Origin of the sequence: uncultured Litoreibacter sp. (assembly GCF_947501785.1) — a bacterium.
Taxonomy (GTDB): Bacteria; Pseudomonadota; Alphaproteobacteria; order Rhodobacterales; family Rhodobacteraceae; genus Litoreibacter.
Map to the genome: position 1 here is coordinate 2107566 of NZ_CANMXB010000001.1, position 23617 is coordinate 2131182.

23 protein-coding genes are annotated in these 23617 nt (G+C 56.5%); 10 read left to right on the forward strand and 13 right to left on the reverse strand.

Annotation, left to right across the window (positions count from 1 at the left end):
* Nucleotides 1–318: 318 nt before the first annotated feature.
* The 10 genes from ccoS to fnrL form a co-directional block, all read right to left on the reverse strand.
* Nucleotides 319–495, reverse strand: coding sequence for a cbb3-type cytochrome oxidase assembly protein CcoS (ccoS, locus tag Q0899_RS10545; RefSeq protein WP_299192702.1), 177 nt, complete (start codon nt 493–495; stop codon nt 319–321).
* Nucleotides 492–2642 (reverse strand): heavy metal translocating P-type ATPase, encoded by a 2151-nt coding sequence (locus Q0899_RS10550; RefSeq protein ID WP_299192704.1) that lies wholly within the window; start codon nt 2640–2642, stop codon nt 492–494. Before Q0899_RS10550 ends, ccoS begins: the two co-directional genes overlap by 4 nt.
* A complete protein-coding gene (locus Q0899_RS10555) occupies nt 2639–3091 on the reverse strand; it encodes a FixH family protein (protein ID WP_299192706.1) in 453 nt (150 codons plus the stop codon). The genes Q0899_RS10550 and Q0899_RS10555 overlap by 4 nt, the downstream gene beginning before the upstream one ends.
* Nucleotides 3092–4507: a cytochrome c oxidase accessory protein CcoG gene (gene ccoG / locus Q0899_RS10560; RefSeq protein WP_299192708.1), complete on the reverse strand. Its 1416-nt coding sequence runs from the start codon at nt 4505–4507 to the stop codon at nt 3092–3094.
* A 146-nt stretch (nt 4508–4653) separates the two neighbouring features.
* On the reverse strand, nt 4654–5514 hold the full coding sequence (gene ccoP, locus Q0899_RS10565) for a cytochrome-c oxidase, cbb3-type subunit III (RefSeq protein WP_299192710.1): 861 nt from the start codon (nt 5512–5514) through the stop codon (nt 4654–4656).
* Complete coding sequence (locus tag Q0899_RS10570) at nt 5507–5734, reverse strand: cbb3-type cytochrome c oxidase subunit 3 (protein WP_298293549.1); 228 nt, start codon at nt 5732–5734, stop codon at nt 5507–5509. The genes ccoP and Q0899_RS10570 overlap by 8 nt, the downstream gene beginning before the upstream one ends.
* 9 nt (nt 5735–5743) lie before the next feature.
* Complete coding sequence (gene ccoO / locus Q0899_RS10575; protein ID WP_298293551.1) at nt 5744–6469, reverse strand: cytochrome-c oxidase, cbb3-type subunit II; 726 nt, start codon at nt 6467–6469, stop codon at nt 5744–5746.
* 11 nt (nt 6470–6480) lie between these two features.
* Entirely contained in the window at nt 6481–8085 is a 1605-nt protein-coding gene (gene ccoN / locus Q0899_RS10580) for a cytochrome-c oxidase, cbb3-type subunit I (protein WP_299192713.1), read from the reverse strand.
* 127 nt (nt 8086–8212) lie between these two features.
* Entirely contained in the window at nt 8213–8620 is a 408-nt protein-coding gene (locus Q0899_RS10585) for a universal stress protein (protein WP_298293554.1), read from the reverse strand.
* Nucleotides 8621–8705: 85 nt separating this feature from the next.
* On the reverse strand, nt 8706–9428 hold the full coding sequence (gene fnrL / locus Q0899_RS10590) for a transcriptional regulator FnrL (RefSeq protein WP_298293556.1): 723 nt from the start codon (nt 9426–9428) through the stop codon (nt 8706–8708).
* A gap of 280 nt (nt 9429–9708) precedes the next feature.
* Here fnrL and Q0899_RS10595 point away from each other — a divergent pair, with 280 nt between their 5' ends.
* From Q0899_RS10595 to Q0899_RS10635, 9 genes are all read left to right on the forward strand, one after another.
* Nucleotides 9709–10839, forward strand: a complete 1131-nt coding sequence (locus Q0899_RS10595; protein ID WP_298293558.1) for an ABC transporter substrate-binding protein — start codon at nt 9709–9711, stop codon at nt 10837–10839.
* Nucleotides 10840–10892: 53 nt separating this feature from the next.
* Nucleotides 10893–11813: a branched-chain amino acid ABC transporter permease gene (locus tag Q0899_RS10600; RefSeq protein WP_299192716.1), complete on the forward strand. Its 921-nt coding sequence runs from the start codon at nt 10893–10895 to the stop codon at nt 11811–11813.
* Nucleotides 11810–12793 (forward strand): branched-chain amino acid ABC transporter permease, encoded by a 984-nt coding sequence (locus Q0899_RS10605; RefSeq protein WP_298361811.1) that lies wholly within the window; start codon nt 11810–11812, stop codon nt 12791–12793. The genes Q0899_RS10600 and Q0899_RS10605 overlap by 4 nt, the downstream gene beginning before the upstream one ends.
* Entirely contained in the window at nt 12786–13535 is a 750-nt protein-coding gene (locus Q0899_RS10610) for an ABC transporter ATP-binding protein (RefSeq protein ID WP_298361814.1), read from the forward strand. The genes Q0899_RS10605 and Q0899_RS10610 overlap by 8 nt, the downstream gene beginning before the upstream one ends.
* On the forward strand, nt 13532–14218 hold the full coding sequence (locus tag Q0899_RS10615; protein ID WP_298361817.1) for an ABC transporter ATP-binding protein: 687 nt from the start codon (nt 13532–13534) through the stop codon (nt 14216–14218). Before Q0899_RS10610 ends, Q0899_RS10615 begins: the two co-directional genes overlap by 4 nt.
* A 329-nt stretch (nt 14219–14547) precedes the next feature.
* Nucleotides 14548–15219, forward strand: coding sequence for an FCD domain-containing protein (locus Q0899_RS10620; protein WP_299192719.1), 672 nt, complete (start codon nt 14548–14550; stop codon nt 15217–15219).
* Between the two features lie 22 nt (nt 15220–15241).
* On the forward strand, nt 15242–16255 hold the full coding sequence (locus tag Q0899_RS10625; protein ID WP_299192721.1) for an ABC transporter substrate-binding protein: 1014 nt from the start codon (nt 15242–15244) through the stop codon (nt 16253–16255).
* A 60-nt stretch (nt 16256–16315) separates the two neighbouring features.
* The gene (locus tag Q0899_RS10630; protein ID WP_298293572.1) at nt 16316–17083 is read left to right on the forward strand and encodes an ABC transporter ATP-binding protein; all 768 of its coding nucleotides are present in this window, start codon (nt 16316–16318) and stop codon (nt 17081–17083) included.
* Nucleotides 17076–17873, forward strand: coding sequence for an ABC transporter permease (locus Q0899_RS10635; protein ID WP_298293574.1), 798 nt, complete (start codon nt 17076–17078; stop codon nt 17871–17873). The genes Q0899_RS10630 and Q0899_RS10635 overlap by 8 nt, the downstream gene beginning before the upstream one ends.
* Before the next feature lie 84 nt (nt 17874–17957).
* Here Q0899_RS10635 and Q0899_RS10640 read toward each other — a convergent pair whose 3' ends face one another.
* The 3 genes from Q0899_RS10640 to Q0899_RS10650 all read right to left on the reverse strand — a co-directional run bounded on the left by Q0899_RS10640 (nt 17958) and on the right by Q0899_RS10650 (nt 22059).
* Nucleotides 17958–18389, reverse strand: coding sequence for a universal stress protein (locus Q0899_RS10640; RefSeq protein WP_298293576.1), 432 nt, complete (start codon nt 18387–18389; stop codon nt 17958–17960).
* On the reverse strand, nt 18386–20992 hold the full coding sequence (locus Q0899_RS10645) for a TRAP transporter permease (protein ID WP_299192724.1): 2607 nt from the start codon (nt 20990–20992) through the stop codon (nt 18386–18388). The genes Q0899_RS10640 and Q0899_RS10645 overlap by 4 nt, the downstream gene beginning before the upstream one ends.
* A gap of 95 nt (nt 20993–21087) precedes the next feature.
* Nucleotides 21088–22059: a TAXI family TRAP transporter solute-binding subunit gene (locus Q0899_RS10650; protein ID WP_299192726.1), complete on the reverse strand. Its 972-nt coding sequence runs from the start codon at nt 22057–22059 to the stop codon at nt 21088–21090.
* 220 nt (nt 22060–22279) lie between these two features.
* On the opposite strand from Q0899_RS10650, the gene Q0899_RS10655 reads away from it, so the two are divergent.
* The gene (locus tag Q0899_RS10655) at nt 22280–23614 is read left to right on the forward strand and encodes an aspartate aminotransferase family protein (RefSeq protein ID WP_299192728.1); all 1335 of its coding nucleotides are present in this window, start codon (nt 22280–22282) and stop codon (nt 23612–23614) included.
* Nucleotides 23615–23617: the final 3 nt, after the last annotated feature.

Sequence of the window (23617 nt, forward strand, 5' to 3'; positions counted from 1 at the left end):
ATTCTGTTGCAACCATCCAGAAATGTCACCGGCTGTGCAAAGCAGAAATGTCACCCAAACGCAAAGTAGTGGAGGGCGGCCATTGGGCCTGGAACATAGACGGCGAACGCATTTGGATCGCCGTACCGCCCTGCGCTACGCCTGACCGACAATCTTATGAAGCCATGTATGGTGTTCCCATCTGCTATGGAGAGTTGATCTACCGCACCGCAGTGACCTTGCGAATAGGACCTGATTTCCCAGACACGCCGGGGCACCTGTCGACCTCTCCTCAAGACCAGCCGCTACTATGCGGGCGCAGCGCCGATCACCTTAAGACTATTGACCAGTATCGTCGGCATTGCCGTGCTGCAGATCTTCTTCGTCAAGCAATATGCGGGCCGAGCTGCCTTCGGTATCATCGTACTGCATGTTCTTGACTGTCCACAGAAACGCGCAGAGCCCGAGCCCACTTAGAAAAAGCGAGGCAGGTATGAGAACGAACAAAACGTTCATGACGCGGCCCTCACACGCATGGCATTCGCCAAAACCGTAATGGAAGACGCAGACATTGCTATCGCGGCAATTAACGGCGTGGCATAGCCCAGCAATGCAATCGGAACCGCGATGCAATTGTATAGTGCCGCGATCGCGAAATTCTGCTTTGAAAGCTGCGTAGAAAGGCGCGCGACAGCCAAGAGCCGGGGCAGATCCGACAGACTGTCCCTTAGCAGGACGATATCTGCTGCGTTCCGAGATGCATCCAGCGCAGACGAGGGTGCAACTGATGCATGGGCTGCGGCCAAAGACGCTGTGTCGTTCAGCCCGTCGCCGACCATCAAGACACGACGGCCGCTTTCCGCCAGCTCCGTCAGATGCGCGTGTTTGGCAAGAGCATCAATCTCGGCATTGGCTGTCGACACGCCCAATTGCTTCGCAATACTTTGAACGGCCTTTGATCCGTCACCACTCAGTATTTCCAACTCGATGCCTTGGGAACCAAGATCCGTCACGGCTTGCTTCGTACCGGGGCGAAGCGTTTCGGTGAGGCCAATGCGGATAGCATCGGTCACGCCAATCCGCAGACCAGTGCCTTCGAATTCAGCCTCTAGCCAAGAGCCGCGACCAAGCCTGACATCTTTGCCGTTCCACCTGGCCTGAACACCGCTGCCCGGGACTTCTCGCAATTCGCTAAGCTCAGCCGCAGCGCCGGTGGGCAATCCCTCCAAAACTGCGCGGGCGGCGGGATGATCTGAGGATTGTGCGAGCGCGCGTGCAACACTGACTTGCTCAGCACTGAGTCTGGGGACATTTGATCCGGCACCCGTTATGGTAAGCGTCCCTGTCTTGTCGAAAATGGCGGTGTCAATCTCCGCCAGCCGCTCAAGGGCGCTACCGTTTTTGACAAGGAAGCCCATGCCGTAGAGCTTTGAGATAGCAGCCGTTGCGACCGCTGGGACAGCAAGTCCGAGGGCACATGGGCAGGTTATGATCAGAATGGCGACGGCGACATTGAGCGCATGTCGTAGGTCGCCAATGGCCAAAACCCATCCAACAAATGCAAACAGGGCCAGTAAATGAACCGCCGGCGCATAGATGCGCGCGGCGCGATCAGCCAGGTTTGTGTAACGGTTGCGGCTGTTCTCCGCCATCTCAACCATGGCGACAACGCGGCTCAACGTTGTGTCCTCACCCACGGCGGTAACACGCATCTGAAACGCTGCCCCAAGATTTATCTCCCCTGCCTGCAACGGGGCGCCCTCCTTGACGGAGAAGGCGGTGGTTTCTCCGGTCAAGAATGACCGATCCGTAGAGGCCGCAGGGCTAGCAAGGTCACCATCCACAGGCACCCGCGCGCCCGTGGGCACCAAAACCGTGTCTCCAACACAGAGCTGGGCAACTGGTGTTTTGTTCGCCACCCCGTCCGTGATCAGTTGGGCCATATTCACTTCTAGTGCGGCCAAATCCTTTGCGGCAGATTTCGCTGCGCTACGGGTACGGTGGTCAAGGTAGCGACCGATGAGAAGAAAGAACGTCAGCGACAATGCCGCGTCGAAATACGCATGTGCGCCACTGTTCAAAACTTCGAATAACGACATGCCGGCGGCCAGCAGAATTGCCAAGGATATCGGCACATCCATGTTAAGCGCGCGGACCCGCAACGCGGACCATGCGCTAGAGAAGAACGGCTGACCTGAAAACAAGACTGCGGGTAGGGAAATTGCGGCTGAGATCAAATGGAACAAATCCCGCGTCGCCTCGGAAGCGCCAGACCAAACAGCGACCGAAAACAGCATGACGTTCATCATCGCGAACCCTGCGACCGCAAGGCGGATCAATAGGGCGCGGCCAATGTCGTCTTGGCGCGTCTCGATCAAGGCGGGATCAAGCGGATGCGCCTCATACCCGATTTGGTCCAATATGCCGACAATCTCTTCCACGCTGACCCCGTCAGCAACGATTGCCACACGTTTCAGCGACAGGTTCACGCGCGCATGCACCACGCCTGAAACCTTTGCCAAAGCCCGTTCAACCGCGCCGATGCACGCTGCGCAATGGATGGTCGGCAAAGACAAAAACATGTTAGGAGGCGTGACCTGCTTTGCGACATCTTCGGCCAAGGGGGCCGCCGCGCAGGCCGGGCATGCGGAAACATAGGTCATTTCACGACCCGCACAATGACGCGTTGCTGAAAGAGAGTTCCGTCTTCCGCTCTTGCCTTGAGGCGCAAGTTCCAGTTGCCCGCTCCGGCTTCAACCTTGGCTATCAGTGCATCACCGGTAAAGCGGAATTCTGGTGTCTGATCTGCGGCCACACTGGTCGCGCGTCCGAATACAACTTGATCTATTTCTGGTGAGATAGGTACACCATCTTTTAGGATAATGAGCCTCAACTCACTGCCGTTAACGACGGCGGACACGTCCCAGCCCAAAGCCTGCTGCGCCGCCCGATCAGTATCGAATTTTTGCGAGGCAACGTAGGAGTTTTTAACTTCCAACCCAGGAAAAGTGGCGACCGCTTGATATGCCAAGGTCAGATTGACCGCGATGATTGTGCCAAAGGCCAATGCAAACATTGCAAAAACGTGTTTTCCGGTAAATTCACTAGGCATCTATTGACCCCTTCCATTGAAAGTTGTGGGCTTTGAGGCGCGGATCTGCGCGGTGCTGTCTTCCACCCAAAGACGCAATGGCGTCTGCGATGCCTGTGCCGCAGGATCGTCAGGTCGGGCAGTCACATAGACCCTCTGCAACAGAGTGCTGTCTGCAGGAACCAAGATGTTGAGCTGACCTTCCGTACCCTCTAGCCCAATCCGAAGGATTTCGTCGCTGGTCAAGCTGAGGTGAAATAACCGATCGGTGCCCAGCTTGTTCCTGAGCCTAACATCGTAAATGTTGCGGATCGAACCATCGGATTGCGTCACATAGGTCGGGTTGCGCACTGGGCTGACCGTCAATTCAATGTCCGCGCGGACAAAAAGGCCGTACAATAGCCCCAGGCCCACAAGAGACCAAAGCGCGGAATAGACGAGCGTCCTAAGGCGCAAAACGTTCTTCCAAATCGGCTTGGGCGCTTCCCCGGCGCGTTCAGCTGGCTCGTCAGACAAGGCCAGATAGTCAATCAATCCACGAGGCTTGCCGATCTTTTTCATGACATCGTCGCAGGCATCGATACAAAGCGCACAGGTGATGCACTCCATCTGTTGTCCGTCGCGAATGTCGATGCCTGCGGGGCAGACATTCACGCAGGCCATACAGTCGATACAGTCGCCGGTTGTGTTTTCGTGTTTCTTGCCGCGCGGCTCCCCCCTCCAATCGCGGTAGGCTACGGTAATGGTGTCCGGATCCATCATAGCCGCCTGAATGCGCGGCCACGGGCACATGTAGTTGCAAACCTGCTCCCGCATGAACCCGCCGAAGATGAAGGTTGTTGCGGTCAAGACAGCAATTGTCCCGTATGCCACGGGATGGGCGGAAAAACTCGCCAAATCCAAGGCCAGGGTCGGTGCATCAGTGAAATAGAAAACCCATGCCCCGCCGGTCGCCACTGCGATCATCAGCCAGACAGCCCATTTCGTCAGCCTAAGCCGCCACTTGTGTAGGTTCCATTTGCCACGATGAAGACGCAACCGGGCGTTTCGGTCGCCTTCGATCCAACGCTCCACTAATATGAAAAGGTCGGTCCAGACCGTCTGTGGGCAAGTATAGCCACACCACACCCGCCCCAAAGCCGAGGTGAACAAAAACAGGCCTAGCCCTGCCATGATCAACAACCCGGCTACAAAATAGAATTCGTGTGGCCATATTTCGATCCAGAAGAAGTAGAAACGGCGGCTCGCCATATCCACAAGTACGGCTTGGTCTGGCAGGCTCGGACCTCGGTCCCAGCGAATCCACGGCGTCAAATAGTAAATCCCAAGCGTCACGATCATGATCCACCATTTCATGCGGCGGAAAAATCCTGTGACGCGACGCGGGAATATCGGCTCCCGCGCGGCATAGAGGGAGGGTGGTGATTGGGATGTCATATCATGTGTCCTGTTCGCATGACCGGCATAACGTGCCTAGCCGGCGCGAACCTTGATCTATGTCAAGAACACCCCTCCGAAACGGCAGTTTTGCGAACAGGACCGCTTCGGAGGGGGACCGCACATGCAGCGGTCTGTCTTCCGCCCTACTCCCCTCCTCCCAAAGAGTGGACATAGGCGGAAACGGCGCGGATATCGGCCTCGGACAATCTCTGTCCCCAAGCGGGCATGACGCCAAAACGGGCATTGGTGACTGTTTCGTGCAAGGTCTGCCGATCGCCGCCATAAAGCCAAATCGCGTCAGCGATATTTGGCGCACCTTGATCGCGATCCCCGAGTCCCGCTTCGCCGTGGCAGGCTGCGCAGTTGTCAGCGAACACCTCTTCGCCGGCATTGGCGCTCTCTTCGTCAAATTCATCGGATGACAGTGACATGACGTATTCGACCACCGCATCAATCTCTTGCGGTTCAATCAGCTCGCCAAATGCCGGCATCTCTGAGTAATGCGCATCGTCATCGGTGACGTTTCTGATGCCATGGCGCACGGTATAGGTGATCTGTTCGATGTCGCCGCCCCACAGCCAGTCATCATCCAGCAAATTTGGGTACCCTTTGGCCCCCGCCGCCCCTGAACCATGGCACTGCGAGCAATGCGACCTGAAGACCGCGCCTCCGCGGGCAATCGCGTACCGGTTAAGGTCGTTGTTCTGAGGCAAATTAGTCATGTCGACCGCCTGCAACGAAGCTACAAGCTCCGTGTTTTGGGCTTCATGTGCCGCGATATCGGCCGCGACATTCGCGCGGGTTGACCAACCCATGACGCCGCTTGTCGCACCGGAAATCATTGGCCAGGCGGGATAGGCGATGGTGTAGCCGATCCCCCAAATGATCGTCAGATAGAGCGTCCAAAGCCACCAGCGCGGCAGCGGGTTGTTCAGCTCTTGAATGCCGTCCCAACTGTGGCCGGTCGTCTCGACACCGCTTAGCTCGTCCTTTTGCTTAGACATCCAATGCCCCTTTCGAAGACGTGCAACCGGTACAGTTGGCACATTTGGATTTGTTCGCCTTCATCGGCTCGTCATTCCGCAATGGAATTTGGGATACAGTGGCATAGGTCTCAGTGCTGCCAGGTCTAAATGCCCACACGATAACTGCGAGAAAGAAGCCAAACATAGCGAGAAGAACCCAGCTATCAGCGAGTTCCCGTAGGAAAGAGTAAGTCTCCATGATGGCCTCCTATCGGCTGGCTTCGGGGGTGAAAGTGGAAAAGTCGACCATAGTGCCGAGAACTTGCAGATAGGCGATAAGCGCATCCATTTCCGTTAACTCAGGTTGACCATCAAAATTCGACACGGCGGCACCCGGGTAGCGTTCCAGCATGCCGTCATAGTCGGCGTCAGGATCGGCTTGCACCTTGAAATCGGCTGCCGCTGTTTCAATTTGTTCGTCGGTGTAGGGCACCCCCACAAATCGGTGGGTTTTGAGGAGGGCCTCTATATGTTCAGGCTCAATCTCGGTATCCGCCAGAAACGCGTATTTGGGCATGATCGATTCCGGCACGACGGATTGAGGGTCCATCAGATGGTCCACATGCCAGGCGTCAGAATATCGCCCCCCAACACGTGCAACATCCGGTCCGGTGCGTTTCGACCCCCATTGGAAGGGATGGTCATACATCGATTCCGCGGCCAAAGAGTAATGGCCGTAGCGTTCAACCTCGTCACGCATCGGCCTGATCATTTGCGAGTGGCAGGTGTAGCACCCTTCCCGCACATAAATGTCACGGCCGGTCAGCTCCAATGGCGAATAGGGCCGCACGCCTTCCACCTCTTCGATGGTGTTTTCAAGCCAGAATAACGGTGCGATCTCGACGATCCCGCCAATTGTCACAACCAATAGGGATGAGACCAGCAACAGGGTCGGGCTCTTTTCGAGGATCGCATGTTTATCAAGAAATGCCATTTTTGCGGTCCTTACTCAGCAGGAATTGCGTGGGGAAGTGGTGCATTCACAGGTTTCGCCCCGCGAATGGTCATCCACATGTTCCAGCACATGATCAGCGCACCGGAGAGGAACAGGACCCCACCCAACCCACGCACCACATACATCGGGAACTTGGCGGCCACCGTGTCGGCGAATGAATTCACGAGGAAACCCTGGTCGTCGACCTCGCGCCACATCAGGCCTTCCATAATACCGGTGACCCACATCGATGCCGCGTAGAGCACGATGCCAATGGTGGCCAACCAGAAGTGCCAGTTGATTGCCGACATCGAATACATTTTCTCCCGACCCCAAAGCTTCGGCGTCAGGAAGTAGATGCAGGCGAATGTGATCATACCGTTCCAACCAAGCGCACCGGAATGTACGTGCCCAATGGTCCAGTCAGTATAGTGGCTGAGCGAATTGACCGCCCGGATCGACATCATAGGACCCTCGAATGTCGACATGCCGTAGAAACCCAGCGACAGAACGAACATCCGCATGATTGGATCTGTTCTCAGCTTGTCCCAAGCCCCTTGCAAGGTCATCAGCCCGTTGATCATTCCACCCCAGCTGGGCATCCACAGGATGATTGAGAAGACCATGCCCAGCGTGGACGCCCAGTCAGGGAGTGCGGTGTAATGCAGATGGTGCGGACCCGCCCAAATGTAGAGGAAGATCAGCGCCCAGAAGTGGATGATAGACAGTTTGTACGAATAAACTGGCCGACCTGCCTGCTTAGGCACGAAGTAATACATCATCCCCAGAAAACCCGCCGTCAGGAAAAAACCGACGGCGTTATGGCCGTACCACCATTGCGTCATGGCATCTTGCACGCCCGCGAAGACCTGTACCGATTTGGACCCCCAGAAACTGACTGGGATCGACAAGTTGTTGATAAGATGCAGCATTGCGACCGTGATGATGAAGCTCAAGAAGAACCAGTTTGCCACGTAGATGTGGCGCTCCCGGCGCATGAAGATGGTGCCCAGGAAGACAACCAGGTAGCTCACCCAAACAATGGTCAGCCAGATGTCGACATACCATTCGGGTTCTGCGTATTCCTTGGATTGGGTCGCCCCCAGAAGATACCCGGTCGCGGCCAGCACGATGAACAGCTGATATCCCCAAAACACGAACCAGCTCAGGTTTCCGCCGAAGAGCCGGACCGAGCTGGTACGCTGTACGACGTAGAAGGACGTCGCAATCAAGGCATTGCCACCGAAGGCAAAGATCACGGCCGAAGTATGTAGCGGACGCAGCCGTCCGAAATTCGTATAGGGTTGGCCCCAGTCGAAGTTCAGTTCTGGGAAGGCCAATTGGAATGCAATGAATGTTCCAACAAGAAAGCCCGCAACACCCCAAAACGCAGTCGCTATAACGCCCGCCCGGATCACACCGTCAGAATAACTATCATTGTCGGCTACTTCCGCAGCCGGCTCGCCCATTCGTCGCAGGACCCAGATGAACATCCCGAAGGCGATCGCCACAATCAGCAGCGCATGTATCTGGTAGGCCAGATCATGCGCCCAATTTGCTCCGATGGCCGCTACCATTGTGATGAGACCCAGCACAATCAGCTTAAAATAGTCCATGTGAAATCCTTCTTGTCACGCTGTTCGCGTGGGCTGACCGTGGCCAGCACACCTGTTCGCACGTCCTGATTAGTCGGCCATGCGGCGGGCGACTTTGATCTGTATCAAGTCCTCGGAATTTTCATGTTCAGCGGATCACATGCACAGCACATTTGGCGTGGCGCACAACATGGTGGGCCACAGATCCCAGCAAGATGTCCGAAAACGCAGGCTCATGGGACGCAATGACAATGCAGTCGTTGCCGTTCTCTTCTGCCCATCTCGATATGCGAGGACCAGCCCGGCCTTCAGCGATAACGCCCCGGCAATTTGGCAGCTGTTTCGCCATTTCATCGAGCGCGCCCTGCATCGCGTCTTTTTTGGAATTCATGTAGTCCGGCGGAATGTAGTCCGCGACATAGCTCGGGACGGCCTCAAACACATGCAACAGGGTTATCTGCGCGGTATCGTCAGCCATGGCCATTGCAGCCTTGAACGAGCCGTCAACGTCTCGTGACTTATCTAACAGAACCGGTATCAAGATGCTTTTGTACATCGCTGCGCTCTCCTATTTTTTCAGGAGCAGTAGAGCGCATTTGACCTGCCGATACTTTGATGCAGATCAGGTTTTGAGGAATTTCTTAGTATTCCGCCCCATCACCAGTGGCGTTTCGCAAAGCCTTAAAATCCGCCACTTCAAAGCGGCGCCGGTCCGCAAAACGCAAGACGCCGTCCTTCTTCATCGCGTTCAGCTGACGGCTGACGGTTTCCAGAGTAAGCCCCAGGTAATTTGCTATCTCGTCGCGCGTCAGCGGGAGCGCAAGGTGCTGCGGGTCGGTATCGACACCGTCCACCCGTTGACGCCGGACCAGCATTTCCACGAATGTCGCAGTCTTTTCTTGCGCCGTTTTGCGCCCCAAAAGGACCATCCAGTCCCGTGCAGCGTCCAGCTCATCCATCGTCATTTCGACAAGCCGTTGCGAGATGTGGGGCGTGGTTTCAAGCAGCCGCTCAAATGGCTTTCGCTGGAAGCAACATAGCGTCACATCAGTGGCGGCAACCACGTCAAATTCGATGTCGTTGCGCCCTGGCCTGCCAATAAAGTCGGATGGGAGCAGAAGCCCCACCATTTGGGTCCGGCCATCTTCCATGGATTTATTCAGTGTCGCCACGCCCTCCACTATGGAGGCCAGATAAACCAACTCATCCCCGCGCCACAGAATTGGCTCGCCGGCCTTGAAGGATTTGTAACTTTTGATGGCTTCAAGAGTTAACAACTCGTCATCATCGCACCTTGCGCAAACGGCACGGTGACGTATCGGGCACTCGCTGCATTTCGGTCGCTTGCTCAACTCTAAATCCATAACTGGAATCGTAAGCCAAACCGATGGTTAAGACAACTTGGTCCGGCCCAAATTGGGCGGCATCTTGTCGAGCAGATGCGTTCCGGTGCCGGCCAATTTTTTCAGAAAAGCACGTAAGTGCTTGATGCGGCAGCCGGTGCAAGGCGATCCGGACAATCGCGGATAATGAGTTGACGAAAACAGCCCACTGACCACAGTGTTGCCTTTGGGTAATTCGGATAGACCGCCGATGGCAGCATGCCGCAAGAGTGGTCACAAGAGTTCTATGGGAGGAACAGATATGAAAAGACTACTATTGGCATGGGCTGCGCTCGCCCTGGCCGCAACGGCAGGTTTGGCAGAGGTCAAGGTTGGCATGATTACAACCCTGTCTGGCGGGGGCGCCGGCTTGGGCATCGACGTTCGGGACGGCTTTATGCTGGCTATCGAACAATCCGGTCGCACTGACATTGAAGTCGTGATCGAAGACGACCAGCGAAAACCCGATGTCGCCGTGCAACTGGCAGACAAGATGATTCAATCTGAACGTGTGGACGTGATGACTGGGATCATTTGGTCCAATCTCGCCATGGCCGTAGTTCCCAGCGCCACGGCGCAGGGCAAATTTTACCTCTCACCCAACGCGGGTCCGTCTGCCTTGGCCGGCAAAGGGTGCCACGAGAACTATTTCAACGTGGCTTGGCAGAATGACAACCTGCATGAGGCCGCAGGGGCCTATGCCAAAGGCGCGGGATACAAGAACAGTTTCATCCTGGCCCCAAACTACCCTGCTGGGCAAGACGCGCTGACCGGCTACAAGCGCCTATACGGCGGTGAGTTGTCGGGCGAGCTGTTCACCGAACTCGGGCAGAAAGATTATGCGGCTGAAATCGCGCAAATTCGGGCCTCTGGCGCTGACAGTGTATTTTTCTTCCTGCCCGGCGGCATGGGGATTTCGTTCCTGAAACAATATGCGGACAGCGGTGTCGACATTCCGGTTGTTGGGCCGGCCTTCAGCTTCGACCAAGGCATCCTTCAAGCCGTTGGCGGAGCGGCACTTGGGGTCGTCAACACCAGCCAATGGAACAAGGACATCGACAATGCCACGAATGCGGCCTTTGTCGCGAGCTTCCAGGAAAAATATGGCCGCCTTCCGTCGCTGTATGCCAGCCAAGGCTTTGACACGGCAAACCTGCTGGTGTCCGCCATCGAGAAGGCAGACGTGTCCGATGCTGATGGTTTTCGTGAGGCGCTAAGAGCCGCTGAGTTTGACAGCACGCGTGGTGACTTTGCGTTCGGGCCAAACCACCATCCGGTACAGACCATTTACGCACGCGAAGTGATTCAAGAGGGCGATATATTCACTAACAAGATCATTGGCGTGGCGTTAGAAAACCACTCCGACGCGTACGCCGCCGAGTGCAAGATGTAAGATCGTTATGGCCCGGATGGTGAACAGCCGCCGGGCCAATTGCGAGCAAAGCTATGTCCACTATTCTCATCGTTGAGCAGGTCCTCAACGGCCTACAATTCGGCGTCATGTTGTTTCTCATGGCCGCCGGTCTCACGCTGATATTCGGCGTCATGGGGCTGATAAATCTGGCGCATGGATCATTCTTCATGGTTGGAGCATTTGCCGCCGCTACGGTGGCAGCCATGACTGGGTCTTTTGTGTTGGCTTTGTTCGCAGCGCTGACCGCATCTGCGGTTGCGGGCTCGATCGTGGAAATCTTTGTGATCCGGCGCCTCTACGGCAGCGCTCATTTAGATCAGGTTTTGGCTACATTCGCGCTGATCCTCGTATTTTCGGAAGGGACACGGTGGGTCTTTGGATCATTTCCGCTGTTTCTCGAAATCCCGAACGCCCTTTCAGGACCGACTACTCTGCCCGGTGGGATCGAATACCCGCTCTATCGTCTGACCCTGATTTGTGTGGGATTGGCGGTTGCGGCGGGATTATGGTGGTTGATCGAACGTACCCGGATTGGCGTTCAGATCCGTGCTGGCAAAAACGACCGGGAAATGATCGCGGCGCTTGGGGTCAATATCTCGAAGCTTTATACCTTGGTCTTCGCGCTGGGGGCCGCCCTTGCCGGCCTGGCCGGCGCCTTGGTCGGCGCGATCCAGTCTGTGCAGGTCGGGATGGGTGAGCCGGTTCTTATCCTTGCCTTTGTGGTCATCGTAATCGGTGGCATAGGTTCGATCAAAGGCGCGTTTATTGGCGCAATAATGGTCGGGCTGGCGGATACGCTTGGCGGAATATTTTTACCAGCTCTCTTCAAATTGTTCATGGCGCCTGGCGCGGCAACGCAAACCGGGTCGGCACTTGCGTCGATGCTCATATACATCTTGATGAGCCTTGTGCTGATCTGGCGGCCAACTGGTCTGTTCGGGCTGCGGACATGATTGCCGAGCGCTGGATCAATGCTATCGTTCTGGCCGGTTTGCTGGGTGTCCCGCTCTGGGCGATGGTCGCTGACGCCCCATTTACCATCACTTTGGCCACGCGGGCCGCAATCCTGGCCTTAGCGGCCGTGGGGCTGAACATCGCGCTTGGAATTGGCGGGCTTGTCAGCCTCGGACATGCGGTGTTTTTTGGCATTGGCGGCTACGCAATGGGTATCTTGGCTTATCACGCACAGACCTTTGTGCCGCTCGAACTTGGCCCCCTCACCCTCTCAGGTACAAAGTCGATGCCTCTGATTTGGCTGGCAGCGGTCATCATGTCTTCTGTTGTCGCATGGGGGATCGGCGTCCTGTCACTGCGCACCAGCGGCGTCTATTTCATCATGATTACGCTCGCCTTCGGACAGATGTTCTACTATTTCGCGATCTCGTGGAGCACCTACGGCGGGGAAGACGGGCTGTCCATCTACGTACGCAACGGGTTTCCGGGGTTGAACACATTGGCCCCCATCCAGTTCTTCGGCATCTGTTTCGTCATCCTTTGCTTTGTGCTGTTTCTCAAGGCGCGCATGAGAATGTCACCTTTTGGGTTGGCGTTGAATGCCGCCAGGCAGTCGCCGGTTCGGGCCGAAACGGTTGGCCTGAACCCTGTGAGGATCAAACTGATTGCATTCATCATATCCGGGGCAGTTACCGGCCTTGCAGGAGCGCTCTATGCCGATCTGAACCGCTTCGTGTCGCCAACGATGTTTAGCTGGCAGCTTTCCGGTGAGCTGATCGTCTTCATCATCATCGGTGGGGTTGGCCGTTTGATGGGACCGGTCATTGGCGCAGCGCTATTCGTGGCCCTAGAGCATTGGCTTGGAGGATTGACTGAGTATTGGCACGTCTATCTTGGCGCTGTTCTTCTGATGATTGTGCTTTTCGCCCGTGGCGGCGTGGTGGGGTTACTAACTGGCAAAGAGGGCGCACATGTCTGACCCGATTTTGCAGACCAAAAGCCTGAACAAAAGTTTTGGGGCGGTATGTGCTACGGACGACGTTTCAATTGACCTGCGCAAGGGCGAGATACACGCCCTAATCGGGCCGAATGGCGCTGGGAAATCAACACTCATCCAGCAAATCACCGGCGCACTGAAACCCGATAGCGGCACGGTTCACTTTTTGGCGAAAGATGTAACCACGGCTTCGGTGTCAGCCAGAGCAAGAGCAGGACTAGGTCGGACGTTTCAGATATCTGCCCTCGCAACCGAAGATACAGTTTTAGAAAATGTGCTGCTTGGCGCTATCGGCGCCGCGGGCGGTATCTGGCAATTCTGGAAGCCAGCCATGAACAACAGGGGTCTGCGCGCTAGGGCTGAAGGCGCGTTGGTACGTGTGGGACTGGCCGACCAAGCCCAGACACGATGCGACGCACTTAGTCACGGCATGCGCCGCCAGCTTGAGGTGGCAATTGCGCTGACCTTGCGGCCCAGGGCGTTCCTTATGGACGAGCCAATGGCTGGGTTAGGGAGTGACGGGTCCAAACAACTCACCGAGTTCCTGCAAGGACTGCGCGATGACGCTCCTATCCTATTGGTCGAACATGACATGGACGCGGTATTTGCCCTGGCCGATCGGATCAGCGTCCTGGTCGGTGGCAGGGTCATTGCAACGGGCACCGTCGCCGACATCAGATCCAATCCCGACGTGCAACAGGCCTATCTGGGAGATACGGCGTGAGTTTGTTGCGGGTCATAAATCTCGCTGCCAGCTACGGCGTAAGTCAGACCCTCTTTGACGTATCGCTTGAGATCAACGAAGGCGAAGTCCTCGCACTGATGGGCCGCAACGGTATGGGGAAATCAACGACCGTCAAATGTATTTGCAGAATGATGCCATCAAAGGGTGACCTGACATTTGCAGGGCAAGACCTTCACGGTTTGCCCAGCCATCACGCCGCCCGCCTTGGCATCGGGCTTGTTCCGGAAGGGCGCCGTTGTTTTTCTGATTTGACCGTGGCGGAGAACTTGACCGCGGCCGCGCGGCCGGGTGAATGGACTCAGAATACGGTTGAAGCCCTGTTCCCCCGCCTCGGCGAACGCGCAAGGCAGCGGGCCGCGTCTCTATCGGGCGGCGAGCAGCAAATGCTCGCCATTGCCCGCGCCCTGATGACCAATCCACGCCTGCTTATCCTTGATGAGGCGACAGAAGGGCTTGCCCCGATTGTTCGTCAGGAAATCTGGGCTGCTATCACCAAGCTGAAGCGGGAAACTGATATGGCGATTCTCCTCATCGACAAGTCGCTGAAAGAGCTCGCACAGGTCTCCGACCGTGGTGTGATCCTCGAACGGGGTGCATCTGTTTGGATGGACGAGATGAACGCGCTGAGCTCGACAGTGTCCCAAAAATATTTGGGTGTTTGACGGCGCGGCGGCCAGACAATTACATCCATTTAGACCGCAATGTCTGGTACAGCCCAAACTAGGCCGATGCGATAGGGCCATCAGCCTTATCTAGGGTCCGTCGTAGCAGGGGTTCAATACGCCCAATATCAGCGCCGATTCTGCCTGCATCTCGCGGGTATTTGCGGATTTCGGTCAACGAATTGCCATATGTCCAGATTCTGCTGACTGTGAATATTGGTAAGTTAATGATTTACTTCAACGACTTACAGTCAACATGGCTACAACTCTTGACAGAGCGAGCAGATGAGAGCCTAAAATGTCCAACATTTTTGATTTAGGTGGGCAAATTGATCCTTCGTCGCGATGCAAAAGAAGATGAAACCGTAATAGCCATGCTCGCCGCCTCGCTGAGACGAGACATTTCCTTTGGTGTATTGCTGCCGGATCAGAAGTTGAAAATCCAATATTTGCGCTCACTTTATGGTGGCTCCAATCACTCGATGCGCGAAACTTTGCGGATTCTTTCGTCAGAAGGGTTGGTCGAGGCCACAAGCCAACGTGGGTTCCGGGTGACTTCCGCTACGGAAGAGGACGTACGGGACATTCTAATGGTGCGCTCAGAAATCGAGAAGCTTGCCCTGGGATTGGCGGTAGACGATGGCGATATTGCCTGGGAGGGCCGCGTGATTGCAGCTCATCACGCGCTGCGAAAGGCCGAGGATCGCGTTATCCAGGATGCCGATGACCTGACCGCGCTGGAATGGGACGAGGCTTGCCGAGGTTTTTCCCATGCCTTGATTGACGCCTGTGGCAGCCCGCGGTTGATCGACCTTCAACGCAAGCTTTTCAACCAAAGCCGAAGGTTCCGCTTGGCCTTGCTCCGTGAAGGACGGCTCAACTTCGAACTACGCCGCGTAGGCCAACAACGCATTGTAGATGCAGTTCTTGCCCGCGACAGAGAGGCCGCCATCTCGGCTCTGCTCGACGACATTAAGTCCGAATTGAAATCGGACACCTAAACCAGATCATAGGGAGGAAATCATGATCAAACTCAATCGCCGTAAGGCACTGGCCCTGATGGGCGGAACGGTCGCTGCATCCGGGCTCGCGACACCAGCACTGGCCCAAAACGCAAAAATCAAAGTCGGGGCGCTGCGGTTCACTTCGCATTCCGGCAACTTTGTCGCCTTTGAACGCGGGTATTTCGCCGAAGCCGGGCTGGATGTGGAGTTTGAATTTTTTCAAGCCGCACAACCTATGGCGGTCGCCATTGCAAGCGGCGACATCGACTATGCTGTCACTGCAATCTCCGGAGGATTGATCAGCCTGGCCGACAAAGGTGCCATCAAGGTTATTGGCGGCGCCCTGCAGGAAGAGGCTGGCATTGACGGGCAAAAATATCTGATTTCGGATGCGTCCTATCAGGCGGGGATCAAGACGTTGAAGGACCTCGATGGCAAGAAATATGCCGTCACCCAGGCCGGGTCGTCTTTCCATTACATGGGTGCCAAAATGGCTGCGGCTGAGGGGATCGATCTGAGCTTTACGCCGCTTCAAAAGGTCGGCGCAATCATCGGCGCTATGAAGTCCGGGCAAGTTGATGCCTGGTCCATCGTGCCTCATATTGCCAAGCCTCTCGCCAAGGCGGGGGCGTGGCACATGGTTGCCAATGTTTCTGACTACATCCCCGACTATCAGGTGACGACAGTCTTTACATCGGCCAAGAATGCCTCAGAAGAGCGCGCCCAGACGGAAAGCTTTTTGGCCGGCTTCTCCAAGGGCGTCGACGACTATGCTGCGGCTATGATCGACGGCACCGCGGATCAGGACGAAATGGTCGATCTCATTCACAAATATGTCTATACCGACCGCGAACGCGAAAAAGCGGCCCCATCCATCATCAACGGAACCATGCGACTGAGCACGAATGCCGCGCTCAATGTCGGATCGGTCCAAGACCAGTTGAGTTGGTTCCAGTCGGAAGGGCTGGTTGGTTCAGATATCACGCTCGATACCCTGGTTGACGGCTCATACGTGGAAACAACCGGGGCCTGATAGCCGGCTTAGGGCGGGGCCAATCCTATGGCCCCGCCGCACCTTTCTTGAGGCAGTATTATGGACATCAGACTGGATGGTATCGGCCATTCCTACGATGACTTTGAGGTGATGCGCGACATCACGCTCGACATCCCGAACGAACAGATCGTCTGCATTGTCGGCCCTTCAGGGTGTGGGAAATCGACCCTGTTGCGGTTCATTGGCGGGCTTGAGCGACCCGAACGCGGTCGCGTTCTGCAGGTGGGGGAGCCGCCAGAAGGATGTCTGAACCCCCTCACATACATCTTTCAGGATTTTGCGCTTTTGCCGTGGCGCTCAGTATCGGGCAATATCTCGCTGGTATTGGAAGATCATGGGATCCGTGGTGCTAGCGCGAAAACAATAATTGACGACGTTCTGGCCAGAACGAAACTAACCGACTTCGCCAAGGCGCTGCCCAAGCAATTGTCGGGCGGGATGAAGCAACGTGTGGCAATCGCGCGCGCGCTTGCTGTGAACCCGGCGGTCATGCTGATGGACGAACCGCTATCCGCATTGGATAGCCAGACCCGTGAGCTGTTGATGGACGATTTGATCAACCTTTGGTCGCGTCGTCCGTTTACGGCGGTCTATGTCACCCACAACCTCGCGGAGGCGGTTCGCCTTGGTCACAGGGTCGTTGTCTTGTCTCGCCGGCCCGGGAAAATCCGTGAAATAGTCGAGATCGACAAACCTCTGGCGGAACGGGAATTTGGTGATGCTGATCTGGACGTATACCAAAAGCACCTTTGGAACCTGATGCGGGACGAAGCCCGCGCCGCCGATGAGGAACTGATTCATGTCTGACACGACTGGCAAGACCATAGCGTTCCGCGGCGGCGGGTTCGCCCCTAGGCCGCAACGTTGGATCGGCGTCGCTGTATTTGTGTTTCTAGTCACTGTTGCCGAATGGGGCACTCAGACAGGATGGATTTCCGCACTGACGCTGCCCAGGCCATCCGATGTTTTCGACACGCTCGGTAAACTTCACGCCAGCGGCTTGCTCTTTCAGCACTTAGGACCATCGCTGGCGCGCCTCGCTGTCGGTGCGGCCATTGGCGTCAGCATTGGCGTCACAGCGGGCGTTCTAATCGGGCTTTTTTCGTATGTCCGGTCAGGTCTCGTACCACTGGTTGCCGCAATTTTTCCGATCCCGAAGATCGCGTTGCTGCCTTTGTTTGTAATATGGTTTGGGATTGGCGAAGGTTCAAAATACGCGCTCATCGCCTTTGGAACATTTACGCCCACAGTGGTCGCCACTTACGGAGCGGTGGACAACGTAGACCGCACCCTTATCCGCATGGGCCAAAGCTTCGGTCTGTCTTGGTGGTCGATCGTGCGCAAAATCGTTTTGCCGGGTGCTTTGCCCGGTATCCTCTCGGGGCTACGCATCAGCTTGGCCATTGCAATCATACTTCTGGTCGCGGCCGAAATGCTGGGGGCCGAATACGGCATTGGCGCGTATATCCTGGAGGCGGGGTCTCTCTACGACCTTGAACGGCTGTTTGCGGGCGTCGTCATATTGTCGTTGCTTGGCGTTATCATGAGCGCCGTCATCACTCTGATTGAACGCCGCATGCTTGAATGGCGCACCTAAGGAAGTGGCACAAGCGGCGATGCCCGCAAGAGGTTGAACTCAATTGCCGAGTTGGGCTTTGCTCACGCAAGTTTCCCTCGTTGGTCAGCGGACGACATATACCGAGCATTTCGCGTGCCTCACCACCCGCGCCGCGTTCGGGCCAAGCAGATAGTCCGTAAGATCCGCTTTGTGGGCCCCTACGACAATCAAGACAGGATTGGTTTTTCCAGCGAGATTCAGGACTTCCTCATAAGCTCGTCCAGTTGCGACAACATGGCGGACATTGCTGTTGCGTTCGGCATCAAGAGCCTTGGTGACCAGAACATTCAGTTGATCTTTGGTCTCCGACATCATCGTGTCGTGGTGGTCTTTGTTGAAGAAGTTTCCGACCTGGCTCATCCCGAAGTCAGGAAAGACAGCAATGACGTCAAGCTGGGCGTCATACAAATCAGCGAGCTGGCTGGCCATTTGAATCGTCTTGATGTCATCGTCACCATTGCTGACATCCACGGCGCATAGAACAGAATTTGTCATGCTGGCACTCCTTCACGGCCAATGCGGCCACGCTGCAGGAGCGCGACCAATAGCAAGAGGATCAGCGCCGGAATGAACACCAGTTCCTTCGGCATCTGATTGGATGGCGCCTGCACGGACGCGATCTGCACCGGATCATCAGCATAGAAGTCAAAGCTACTGAGCGTGTCGCCGAACGGGGACCCGAAAGCGGGTTCATCCATTTTGACGACGCCGTCTTCTTCCAACAGCAACAGCCCCGATGCGATCAGGCGTTCATCCGGCGTGCCCTCCGGCACTGGCAGCACCAAGGTGGTTTCCTTGTTGTCGCCTGTGTCGAAGTCTGGGCCGGAGACGATCAGGCGCAGCTCCTGTCCGACACCTGCCTCGCCCAGCGCGGTGGTGAAACCGGATGGCTCAATCTGCGCGAATGGCGGCTGAACGCGGTCCATGACGAAGTCAGGGCGGAACAGCATGAAGGCGATCAGGATCAGCGCGACGCTTTCATAGATGCGGCTTTTTGTCAGGAACCAACCCATGGTGCCCGCCGTGAAGATCAGGATCGCAATAGAGGCGGTTATAAAGACCAATATCCCCTGCGTCAGCGTCACGTCGATCAGCAACAAGTCGGTGTTGAAGATGAACACGAAGGGCAAGGCCACGGTGCGCAGGGAGTAGAAGAAGGCCACGAAGCCTGTCTTGATCGCATCCCCGCCAGAGACCGCAGCCGCGGCAAAGCTGGCAAGGCCCACAGGGGGCGTCACATCGGCCATGATCCCGAAGTAGAACACGAACAGGTGGACGGCGATGAGCGGCACGATCAGGCCGGACTGCGCACCCAGCTCGACCACCACCCCGGCCATCAGGGATGACACAACGATGTAGTTCGCCGTGGTCGGCAGCCCCATGCCGAGGACGAGGCTTAGCAGCCCCACCATCACCAGCATTAGGATCAGGTTGCCACCGGAGAGGAACTCAACGAGGTCGGCCATGACTTGGCCCACACCTGTTAGCGTCACGGTGCCAACGATCACGCCAGCGGTTGCGGTTGCAAGGCCGATCCCGATCATGTTGCGTGCACCGTCAATCAGGCCTTGGATCAGGTCTGCGACGCCTTGGATGAAGGCCTCCGCCATTTCGCTTTCGCCGCGGAAGATGGCTTTGAGTGGTCGCTGCGTCAGCAGGATCACGAACAGCAACATCGTGGCCCAGAAGGCCGACAGGCCGGGGGACTTTTGCTCGATCATCAGGAAGTAGACCAGCACGATGATGGGAAGCAGGTAGTAGAGACCCGATTTGTAGATCTCGCCTACGACGGGCAGCTCGACCTTTTCGGCGTTGGGGTCATCGGGCTCCAGATCTGGCACTGAGGCGGCGAGCCACAGCAGGAACGCATAAGCCACGAAAATCAGCGCAGACATTACAACGCCGGACATGCCGGGCACGGCCGCAACGATCCATCTGACTGGATATTGCACCCCGTAGCACAGCCCTGCGAAGCCCGCGAAGAACAACGCCATGCCGCCGATGGTCTTGCCCATCGACACCACGCGGTCGCCCAATGTCGGCATGTTGTTTTTCACCGCTTCCAGGTGAACGATATAGACCAGCGCGATGTAGGAAATCGTCGCGGGCAGGAAGGCGTGGGTGATGACCTCGACATAGGAAATGCCCACATATTCCACCATCAAGAAGGCGGCTGCGCCCATAACAGGCGGCATGATTTGGCCGTTGACCGAAGAAGCCACCTCGACCGCGCCCGCCTTCTCGGAGCTGAACCCCACCCGTTTCATCAGCGGGATGGTAAACGTGCCGGTGGTCACCACGTTGGCAATAGAAGAGCCGGAGATCAGGCCAGTTGCGGCAGACCCGACAACGGCGGCTTTTGCGGGCCCGCCCTTGAGGTGGCCCAGAGCGCCGAACGCCATCTTGATAAAGTAGTTCCCTGCCCCGGCCTTATCGAGAAGTGCGCCGAACAAGACGAAGAGGAAGACGAATTTGGTGGACACCCCGAGCGCAATGCCGAAGACGCCCTCGGACGTGATCCACATATGGCTCATGGCCTTCTTCAGCGACGCGCCCTTCCAGCGAATGACATCTGGCACCCATTCAGACGAGCCGAAGAAGACGTAGCCGAGGAAAATCGTGGCTATGATCGCCATGGCGGGGCCAAGCGCGCGGCGCGCGCCTTCAAACAGGATCAGCAGGCCTGCAAGCGCGAACCACTTGTCCATGTCGTCGGCCAAGCCGCCTGCATCGACGATCTTTTGGTAGAAAATGAAGCCGTAAAGCGCGGTGAAGACGCCGAACAACCCGAGGAACCAGTCCTGCAAGGGTATATAATGTCGGGGGCTGGATTTCAGCGCGGGATACGCCATGAAGGCGAGAAATATCGCGAAAGCCAGGTGGACCTGGCGGGAGTTATTGATGATGTCACCGGGCAGGATGTAGTTTGCCAGCGGCGAGGCCAGCAGTACCTGAAACAGCGACCAGACGACGGCAACAATGGCGAGCATGGTGCCCACGGAACCGGCTGGATCACGGGCGCCGGCGTCAGAAGAGGCAACAAGGTCCTGAAGCTCTTCCTCGCTAAGCGCGCGGTTCTCTGTTGATTTGTCGGCCATGATGTCCCCCGTCAGGCTGTCCGCATTTGCGCAGACTTGTTTTTCTAGCGACGTGTGGGAGGGGCGGCGAACCGCCCCTCCGCAATAGTCTTAGCTTAGTCGATCAGACCTTTTTCCTTGTAGTACTTCGCAGCACCGGGGTGCAGCGGCGCGGACAGACCAGCCGATGCCATTTCCTTAGGATCAAGGTTGGCGAAGGCGGGGTGCAGCTTCTTGAAGTCTTCAATGTTTTCCATAACCGAAGATACCACCGCGTAGACCGCGTCTTCCGACACGTCAGCCGAGGTCACAAAAGTCGCCCCAACACCGAAGGTCGCTGTGTCGCCGTCATTGCCGCGATACATGCCGCCCGGAATGGTGGCTGTCCGGTAGAAGGAGTTCTCATCAACCAGACCCGCGACGGCGTCGCCATCAACTGTAACCAGCACGGAATCGCAAGCGGTGGTGGCTTCCTGAATGGACCCGGATGGGTGGCCAACGGTGTAGACCATCGCGTCGATCTGGTTGTCACAGAGTGCCGCTGATTGCTCAGCCGCTTTCAGCTCGGTCGCCAGTGCAAAATCGCCAGTGGTCCAGCCCTTGGCGTCCAGAAGCACTTCCATGGTGCCGCGCTGACCGGAACCGGGGTTGCCGATATTGACGCGTTTGCCTTTCAGGTCATCAAAGGTCGAGATGCCCGCATCGGCGCGTGCCACAACGGTGAATGGCTCCGGGTGGACAGAGAAGACCGCGCGCAGGCCTTCGAACTTGCCTGCATCTTCAAATTTCGATGTGCCGTTATAGGCGTGGTACTGCCAGTCGGACTGAGCCACACCGAACTCCAGCTCGCCTTCGCGAATGGTGTTGATGTTGTAGACCGAACCGCCAGTGGATTCGACCGAGCAGCGGATGCCGTGCTCTTTGCGGCCTTTGTTGACCAGGCGGCAAATCGCGCCGCCGGTTGGGTAATACACCCCGGTAACACCGCCGGTGCCGATGGTGATGAACTCTTCTGCCATAGCGGCTGGCGTCGCAGCCGCCAAAGTCAGGGCCGCAGCGGCCGTGATGGTGAACTTATTGTGGAACATTGTTCTCTCCCATTTGTATTTCTTGTTTGCGCGAACCCAAGCGGTGACGGTGGTCCATCCACTCTGGTTTCGTGCATGCGCAGACGTTGTCGGAATTTTGCATCCGATATGCGACGGCAGCGTCTCAGCCGACGGATCAGCTGTCTATGCGCGTAACTACCTATGGAAATAATTGCCCAAAAAGTGAATTATTGGAATAGCACGCACAGGAACACTCTTGATGACACGCGTTTTTCCACGAAATTCCAATAACTTACCGCCCGTTGGGCTGCGTGGAGATGGTGTCTACCTAACAGATAGCGACGGCAAACAGTATCTCGACGGGTCAGGCGGAGCCGCCGTTTCCTGCTTGGGGCATGGCGACCAGGCGGTGATTGAAGCGATAAAATCGCAGCTCGATTCGATGGCATATGCGCATAACAGCTTCCTGACGTCCGAGCCTGCGGAACAGCTCGCAGATATCTTGATTGACAACGCCCCGGCGGGGCTGGATCGCGTCTATTTCGTTTCAGGCGGGTCGGAAGCTATTGAAGCTGCATTGAAGCTGGCCCGGCAGTACTATCTGGAAATCGGGCAGCCCAAACGCAGCAAAATCATAGCGCGCAGGCAGAGCTACCACGGAAACACGCTCGGCGCTCTAGCTGTCGGCGGCAACGCGTGGCGACGCGCGCAATTTTCCCCACTTTTGATCGACGTCAGCCATATCGCCCCCTGCTTCGCTTATCGCGGACGCGAGGACACCGAGAGCGAAGAAGGCTACGGGCAGCGCATCGCTGACGAGTTGGAAGAAGAGATCCAAAGACTTGGGCCAGAAAACGTCATGTGCTTTGTCGCCGAACCCGTGGTCGGAGCGACACTAGGCGCAGTACCGGCAGTCGAAGGTTACTTTCGCCGCGTCCGCGAGATTTGTGACCGGCACGGCGTCCTCTTAATACTCGACGAGGTGATGTGTGGAATGGGGCGCACCGGTTCGCTATTTGCTTGTGAGCAGGAAGGTGTTTCCCCCGACATTTGCACAATCGCCAAGGGCCTTGGCGCCGGATACCAACCCATCGGCGCTATGATCTGCAGCAAGACTATCCATGACGCCATTCAGCACGGCTCTGGCTTCTTCCAGCACGGCCACACCTACCTGTCGCACCCAGTGGCTTGTGCGGCAGGGCTTGCTGTTCTCAAAAAGCTCACCGGCGGATTGGTGAGTGGTGTTGCCCGCAAAGGGAACTACCTTCAAAGCCAACTCAAGGCCAGATTTGAAAAGAACGCGCATGTCGGCGACATTCGTGGGCGCGGCCTATTTGTGGGTTTGGAATTCGTGCGTGACCGCGAAACCAAAGCGTGCCTTGACCCTGCTCTAAAATTCAACGCCAAGCTAAAAGCGGCGGCATTCGCCAATGGCCTGATCTGTTACCCAATGGGAGGCACGATTGACGGCCAACAAGGTGACCACGTGCTGTTGGCCCCGCCGTTCATTTCGCAAGACACCCACTTGGATGAACTGGTGGACAAGTTGGGGACGGCCATTGATCATGTTCTGCAAGATGTCGGCCTTCAATAACAA